This window comes from Massilia sp. CT11-108 (assembly GCF_047302915.1).
GTDB lineage: Bacteria > Pseudomonadota > Gammaproteobacteria > Burkholderiales > Burkholderiaceae_D > Telluria > Telluria orientalis.
In genome coordinates, this window is sequence record NZ_JBKYMO010000354.1 from 1 (window position 1) to 6,057 (window position 6,057).

The window sequence follows — 6,057 nt, forward strand, 5'->3', positions numbered from 1 at the left end:
TCGCCCAGGTTGGCGCTGGGGGACGTGATCGGCGCCGCGGCGGCGCAGCGTATCGCGCCCGAGCTGGCGGCCGACCTGGGTCCGCGTCCGTACTACGTCGGCACGATCACGACGGCCAACGGCCACCACTTCGACGTGCTGGCCCACAAATGGGATGGCGTGACCATCGCCGAATTCGAAGCCGTCGACCGCGCGGAAGCGGCGGATTTCCGCCACTTGTACCCGCTGATCGGCGACTTCCTGCTGAAGGTGAACGACGCGACCGGCATCGAAGCGCTGGCGAGCCTGGCGTGCCAGCACATCCGCTCCGTGACGGGTTTCGGGCGTGTGCTCGTCTACCGGTTCGACGCGGACGGCCACGGCCACGTGATGGCGGAAGCGCGCGACGAACGCTGTCACTCGTACATGGGGCAGCACTTTCCCGCGTCCGACATCCCGGCGCAGGCGCGCGAGCTGTACAGGCTGTCGCGCATCCGCCTGATCCAGGACGCGACCTACGTGCCCGCCCCGCTCGTGCCGGCGCTGAACCCCGTCACGGGCCGGCCGAACGATTTGTCGTTCGCGGCGCTGCGCAGCGTGTCGCCCGTGCACCTGCAATACATGCGCAACATGAACACGCTGGCGTCGATGTCCGTGTCGCTGATGGTCAAGGGCAAGCTGTGGGGCCTGGTCTCGTGCCATAACGAAGAACCGACCCCGGTCACCTTCGAAAAGCGCACGGCGTGCGAGCAGCTGGGCCAGATCCTCGCGCTGTGCATCGAATCGCGCGAGGACGCGGCCGACCTGCAGTTCCGCCTCGACGTGCGGCGCACGATGGTGTCGATGCTGGCCGGCCTCACGCAGGGCAGCGACTTCGTCGAGAACCTGGCCAATGTGTTCCCGGACCTGCTGCGCTTCGCGCGCGCGTCGGGCGCGGCGATCATGGTCGACGACCGCGTCCTCACGTACGGCGACACGCCGGAGGAAGACGACATCCGCGCCCTCGTCGACTGGCTCACGCTGCACGACCACGGCGACGTGTTCCACAGCGATAAACTGTCCGCGCAGTATCCGCCGGCGGCGCGCATCGCGCGCAACGCCAGCGGCCTGCTCGCGATGCCGATCTCGCGCATCCACAAGCACTACCTGCTGTGGTTCCGTCCCGAGTGGGTGCACACGATCGAGTGGGCGGGCAATCCGCACGGGAAAGTGCCCACGCCGGGCGCCGGGTCCGGCGCCACGCCCACGCAGCTGTCGCCGCGCACGAGCTTCGAAGCGTGGCGCGAGACGATCCTCGGCACGAGCCAGCCGTGGCACCAGGGCGAGATCGAGATGGCGCTGGAATTCCGCACCGCCCTCCTCGGCATCGCGCTCGAACGCGCGGAGCAGATGGCCGAATTGGCCGAGGAACTGGGCCGCGCGAACAAGGAACTGGAAGCGTTCTCGTACTCCGTGTCGCACGACCTGCGCGCGCCGCTGCGCCACATCGTCGGCTTTGCCGACCTGCTGCTCGAATCGGCCGGCGACGAGGACGCCCAGCAGCGCCAGCGCTTCCTCAAGAACATCAAGGAAGCCGCGCGCCTGGCCGGCAAGCTCGTCGACGACCTGCTGTCCTTCTCGCAGATGGGCCGCGCCTCGCTGCGCCCGACGACGGTCGACATGCACGACCTCGTCGCCTCCTGCCGCGACAAGCTGGCGCTGGAAACGCGCGGCCGCAACATCGAGTGGAACATCGGCACGCTGCCGGAAGCCTGGGCCGACCCGACGTTCCTGCACCTGGCCCTGTTCAACCTGCTGGCCAATGCCGTCAAGTTCACGGGCCAGCGCGATCCGGCCGTGATCCGCATCTCCGCCGAAGACCATCCGCACGAGACGGTCTTCCACGTGGCGGACAACGGCGCCGGCTTCAACATGGAATACGTGCACAAGCTGTTCGGCGTATTCCAGCGCCTGCACCGGATGGAAGATTTCCAGGGGACGGGCATCGGCCTGGCGAACGTGCGCCGCATCGTCGAGCGCCACAACGGCCGCGTCTGGGCCGACTCCGTGCAGGGCGAAGGCGCGACGTTCTCGTTCGCGCTGCCCAAGCCAGACTCATCTCATTGAAAGTTTACGAAGACATCCATGCTCAAACCCATCCTGCTGGTCGAAGACAACCCGAACGATCTCGAACTCACGCTGATCGCGCTGTCCAAGAGCCAGCTCGCCAACCAGGTCATCATCGTGCGCGACGGCGCCGAAGCGCTGGACTACCTGCACCGCCGCGGCGAATACGCGTCGCGCGCGGCCGGCAATCCAGCCGTCGTCCTGCTCGACCTGAAGTTGCCGAAAGTGGATGGATTGGAAGTCCTGCGCGAAGTCCGCAGCACGGACGGGCTCAAGCCCCTGCCGGTGGTGATGCTGACGTCGTCGAAGGAAGAGCAGGACCTCGTGCGCAGCTACGAGCTGGGCGTGAATGCCTACGTCGTCAAGCCGGTGGATTTCACGGAATTCGTGCGCGCGATCGCGGACCTGGGCATTTTCTGGGCCGTGCTGAACGAACCGCCGCCGGGGTCGCAGCGCTACATCAAGCCCAACAAGTAACGATCCGTGCCAACGCGAATGTTCGCGTCACGCATCGTTACGCGTGGGCACAGGGGTGCCCGCCCTACGGCGTAGCAAATGCCGGATGCGCGCGCTGAGCGCGTCCGGGTGGTAAGGCTTCTGCAACAGGTTGACGGACGCCTCCAGCTTCCCTTCGTGCGCCAGCACGCCCTCCGCATAGCCCGACGTGTATAGAATCTGCGCCTGCGGCAGGCGCGCACGCACCACCTCGCCCAGTTGCAGGCTGCTCACCGGGCCCGGCATGATCACGTCCGTGAACACGAGGTCGATATGCTGGCCGCGCTCGACGATCTCCACGGCCTTCGCCGCATCCGGCGCCTCCAGCACCTTGTAGCCGAGCGCGGACAGGATGCCGCAGGTCGTGCTGCGCACGTCTTCCTCGTCCTCGACGACGAGGATCGTCTCGATGCCACCCAAAAGCGGCGCCGTCGGCGCCTGTTCCGCGTGCTGCGGCTCGGCCTCGCTGCGCGGCAGGTAGATGCGTACGCTGGTGCCCTTGCCCGGCTCGCTCCTCAGCACGATCTCGCCGCCGGACTGCTTGACGAACCCGTACGCCATCGACAGGCCCAGGCCCGTTCCCTGTCCCGTCGGCTTGGTCGTGAAGAACGGCTCGAACGCGCGCTCCAGCACTTCGGGTGCCATGCCCTTGCCCGTGTCCGCCACTTCGATCAGCACATAATGGCCGCGCGGCACTTCGGTCGGCAACACGCCGTCGGGCCCGGCATTGGCCGCGCGGATCGTCAGCGTGCCGCCGCCCGCCATCGCATCGCGCGCATTGATCGCAAGGTTCAGCAGCACGTTGTTGAGCTGGTTCGGATCGACGAGCGTGCTGCCCAGGCTTGCCGAAATGTCGGTCACGACGCGCGCGCGTGGACCGAGCACGCGGCGCATCATGTCGTCCATCTCGCGCAGCAAATGGCCAGGATTGATCACGACGGCCTGCAGCGGCTGGCGGCGGGCAAAGGCGAGCAGGTGCGACGACAGCCTGGCCCCGCGCTCCACGCCGGCCAGCGCCATGTCGACGCGCGCCTTGCCGGCATCGTTCAGGTTGCCCACCAGCTTCAGCAGCTGCAAATTGCCGCCGATGATCTGCAGCACATTGTTGAAATCGTGCGCGACGCCGCCCGTCAGCTGGCCGATCGCCTCCATCTTCTGCGCCTGGTACAGCGCCGACTGGCTAGCGGCCAGCTGCTCCTGGCTGAGACGCAGCGACACGAACGCCGCATCGCGCTGGCGCCGCGCGATGCACGCATCGCTGTGGTAGCGCACGCGCGCGACGAGTTCGCGCGGATCGGGCCACTTGACGAGGTAGTCGTTGGCGCCGAGCGCGAACGCTTTCGCCTTGATCTCGGGATCTTCTTCGGACGACAGCAGGATGACGGGAATGTGCTCGGTGTCCTTGTCCGCGCGCAGGCGGCGCGTGACTTCGAAGCCGTCGATCTCAGGCATGCGCAGGTCGACGAGCACGACCGTCGCGCCGATTTCCTTGGCCAATTCGACCGCCATGCCGGGGTCGCGGGCATAGCGCAGCGCATACGAGGCGCATCCCTTCATGCCGTGGGAGATGATGTCCTCGGCAAAGGGTTCGTCGTCGATCAGGAGAACCGAGCAGGCGTTGGAGTCTTCTTGGTTCATTGCAACTGCGGAAGTAGCGGCATTAAAAAAGGAACCAGAATTGCAAAAAAGTAATGTCCGATTTTAACACCAAGCACGACAGGGGAGAGTTCCGATTCAATCGTGCGACATAATCGATGTCATCCTGATAACGGAAGACTTTGCTCAGCGGCTCTTCTTGGTATTCGACGTGAACGTCCGCGCATAAAACTCCGGCGGCTTCTTCATCACCCACTCGATGAACGCCCGGATATCGCCGTCCTCCTTGAGCACATCCCAAGTGTGATAGGTACGCAGCAATTCGCGCTCGGAAAACGTCGCATGGATCTTGCGATGACAAATCTTGTGGATGGGGAACTGCTCCCTGCCCTTCAGCGACTTCGGGATCAGGTGATGCCGGTCGATGTTGACCGTACCGAGCGGCCGGCCGCACAGCGGACACGGGCTGTCCGCCGCAGCGGGGTGGGCAGGAAAATCGAAGTCGGGAATGCGGGAACGGCGCGCCATGTTTCGTATATCGGGGCGGCCGTGCCCGTTTAAAGCATGATCAGCCGCGCACGCGCGCCGCGATGGCGTCGCCCACCTCGACCGTCGTCGCCGTGCCGCCCAGGTCGCCCGTGCGCGGTCCTGCGCGCAGCACGTCCTCGATCGCGGCCACGATCGCATCGTGCGCCTCGCCGCAGCGCGGATCCGGATCGGGGCCGGCGGCGAGGAACGACAGCATCATCGCGCCCGACCAGATCATCGCGATGGGGTTGGCGATGCCCTTGCCGGCGATGTCCGGCGCGGAGCCGTGCACGGGTTCGAACAGCGACGGGAACGTGCGGTCCGGGTTCAGGTTGCCGGACGGCGCCAGGCCGATCGTGCCCGTGCACGCGGGGCCGAGGTCGGACAGGATGTCCCCGAACAGATTCGACGCCACGACGACGTCGAACCGGTCGGGCTGCAACACGAAGCGGGCCGTCAGGATGTCGATGTGCTGCTTGTCGACGGTGACGTCCGGGTACTCGGCGTGGATGGCGTCCGCGCGGCCGTCCCACCACGGCATGCTGATGGCGATGCCGTTCGACTTGGTCGCCACCGTCACATGCTTGCGCTGGCGCGCGTTCGCGAGCTCGAACGCATACTGCAGCACGCGGTCGGTGCCGTAACGCGTGAACACGGATTCCTGGATCACCATCTCGCGCTCGGTGTCCGGGAACATCACGCCGCCCAGGTTCGTGTACTCGCCTTCCGTGTTTTCGCGCACGACGAAAAAGTCGATGTCGCCCGGCTTGCGGCCGGCCAGCGGGCACGGCACGCCTTCGAACAGGCGTACCGGGCGCAGGTTGATGTACTGGTCGAATTCGCGGCGGAACTTGAGCAGCGAGCCCCACAGCGAGATATGGTCGGGCACCAGCGCGGGCCAGCCGACGGCGCCGAAATAGATGGCGTCCATGCCGGACAATTGCGCTTTCCAGTCCGGCGGCATCATCTCGCCGTGCTGGATGTACCAGTCGCAGCTGGCCCACGGAAAATGCGTGAACTCGAGCTGCAGGCCGAAGCGCTCGGCCGCGGCCGCCAATACCTTCAGGCCTTCCGGCAGGACTTCCTTGCCGATGCCGTCGCCCGCGATGGCGGCGATCTTGAAACGTCGTGTCATCTGTTTTCTTTCTTGAATGGTGAAGCTCACACGGCCGGTGCCGCGACGACCAGGCGCGAGAAACTGGCCACGCTGGCCGCGAACGAGAACGCGGCGGCGATGCCGAGCGCGAACCATGGTCCGCGTACGTGAGAGATGGTAAGGCAGAACGCGACGAGCGCGGCGCCCGTCGCCTGGCCCGTCAGGCGCGCGGTGGCGACCATGCCGCTGGCGCTGCC

Annotated in this window: 5 protein-coding genes and 1 pseudogene; 2 read left to right on the forward strand and 4 right to left on the reverse strand. The window is 66.2% G+C overall.

The window, feature by feature from the left end; genetic code table 11:
- The coding region (locus ACEN88_RS22565) for an ATP-binding protein (protein WP_413343211.1) at window positions 1-2,085 on the forward strand (2,085 nt) is incomplete at its 5' end.
- An 18-nt stretch (window positions 2,086-2,103) separates the two neighbouring features.
- Window positions 2,104-2,562: a response regulator gene (locus ACEN88_RS22570; RefSeq protein ID WP_413343213.1), complete on the forward strand. Its 459-nt coding sequence runs from the start codon at window positions 2,104-2,106 to the stop codon at window positions 2,560-2,562.
- Window positions 2,563-2,589: 27 nt separating this feature from the next.
- Here the strand turns inward: ACEN88_RS22570 and ACEN88_RS22575 are convergent, their stop codons facing one another.
- The 4 genes and pseudogenes from ACEN88_RS22575 to ACEN88_RS22590 all read right to left on the reverse strand — a co-directional run.
- The gene (locus ACEN88_RS22575; RefSeq protein WP_413343215.1) at window positions 2,590-4,218 is read right to left on the reverse strand and encodes a response regulator; all 1,629 of its coding nucleotides are present in this window, start codon (window positions 4,216-4,218) and stop codon (window positions 2,590-2,592) included.
- 144 nt (window positions 4,219-4,362) lie between these two features.
- Window positions 4,363-4,704, reverse strand: coding sequence for an HNH endonuclease (locus tag ACEN88_RS22580; protein WP_413343217.1), 342 nt, complete (start codon window positions 4,702-4,704; stop codon window positions 4,363-4,365).
- A 40-nt stretch (window positions 4,705-4,744) separates the two neighbouring features.
- On the reverse strand, window positions 4,745-5,839 hold the full coding sequence (locus ACEN88_RS22585) for a tartrate dehydrogenase (protein ID WP_413343219.1): 1,095 nt from the start codon (window positions 5,837-5,839) through the stop codon (window positions 4,745-4,747).
- Window positions 5,840-5,865: 26 nt separating this feature from the next.
- Window positions 5,866-6,057: pseudogene (locus ACEN88_RS22590) on the reverse strand (MFS transporter); the annotation flags it as partial.